Origin of the sequence: Streptomyces sp. NPDC002573, from assembly GCF_042889625.1 — a bacterium.
GTDB lineage: Bacteria > Actinomycetota > Actinomycetes > Streptomycetales > Streptomycetaceae > Streptomyces > Streptomyces gibsoniae.
This window is the reverse complement of the sequence record NZ_JBIARC010000273.1, coordinates 1-1,338: the sequence shown is the minus strand read 5'-3', so window position 1 is coordinate 1,338 and position 1,338 is coordinate 1. Positions and strand designations below refer to the sequence as shown.

Here is a 1,338-nt window from a genome sequence, read left to right as displayed (position 1 = left end):
CCGGGATCAGCTGCTGCAGACGCAGGGCGATCCGAGTACACGAGGGCTGATAGCCGAGAACCTCAGCTATGAGCACGATGCGCTGGGCAACCCGTCCATAACCAAAAGCAGCGCCGAAATCTACGTCGCCGCGACGGTCTATACGGATTATGGTGCGCCGTCCCTGGTCACCCAGGGAGCCTCGACCAACCCGGCCAAGGTCACCTACAGCTACGACGACCAAACCCTCCGGCTGACCGACCGCCTCGTCAGCCGGACCCAGGCCCCCGGCCCGACCGTCGACGACACGAAGTACCTCTACGACGCCTCCGGAAACCTGACCCGCACCACCGACCAGCAGTCGGAAACCGGCAACACCGTCACCGACCAGCAGTGCTACAACTACGACACCCTGGACCGGCTCACCGACGCCTGGACCGCCAACGACAACTGCGCCGCCAACCCACCCACGGCCAGCACCCTCACCACAACGCCCGGCTCCTACTGGCAGTCCTTCAACTACGACGCCATCGGCAACCGCCACCAGAGCATCGACCACGCCATCGGCACCTCAGGCACCACTGCCACCACCACCTACGCCAACGGGTGCACCACCAACTGCAACTCCACTGGCGCCCAACCCCACACCCTGACCGCCACCACCGGAGGCACCAACCCGACCAGCTTCACCTACGACGAAGACGGCAACCTGCACACCCGCACCCCCACCACCGGCCCCGGCCAGAACCTGACCTGGGACGACGAGGGCCACCTGGCCCAGGTAGACACCACGGGTTCCAGCCCCACGACCACCAAATACCTGTACGACGCGGACGGCAACCAGCTCATCCGCCGCGACCCTGGCCAGACCACCCTCTTCGCCGGCGACACCGAGATCGTCGCCAACACCAGCGTCACCCCCAACGTCCTCCTCGGCGCCGTCCGCACCTACACCCACGGAGGCACCGGCGCACCCATCGCCGTCCGCTCCAGCCTCGCCAACGGCGGAGTGAAGTACCTCTTCAACGACCCCCACGGCACCGCGACCCTGGCAATGGACACCACCACCCAGCAAGTCGCCCGCCAGCAATACACCCCCTACGGCCAGCCACGCACCAGCGGCAACTCCACAACCTGGCCCGACCCCACCCACTCCTACCTCGGCAAACCCCAGGACACCTCCACCGGCTACACCGACGTCGGAGCCCGCAAGTACGACCCCACCCTGGGCCGCTTCATCAGCGCCGACCCGCTCCTCGAAACCACCAGCCCCCAGCAACTCGGCGGCTACACCTACGCCGCCGACAACCCCATCACCGGCAGTGACCCCACCGGCTTGATGGGCTGCGAAAGCCCTGA

The 1,338-nt window shown here is 66.9% G+C and carries 1 protein-coding gene; it reads left to right on the top strand.

The genetic code is table 11. The features are described from left to right. The coding region (locus tag ACFYX0_RS47880) for an RHS repeat-associated core domain-containing protein (RefSeq protein ID WP_388982171.1) at positions 1 to 1,338 on the top strand (1,338 nt) is incomplete at both ends.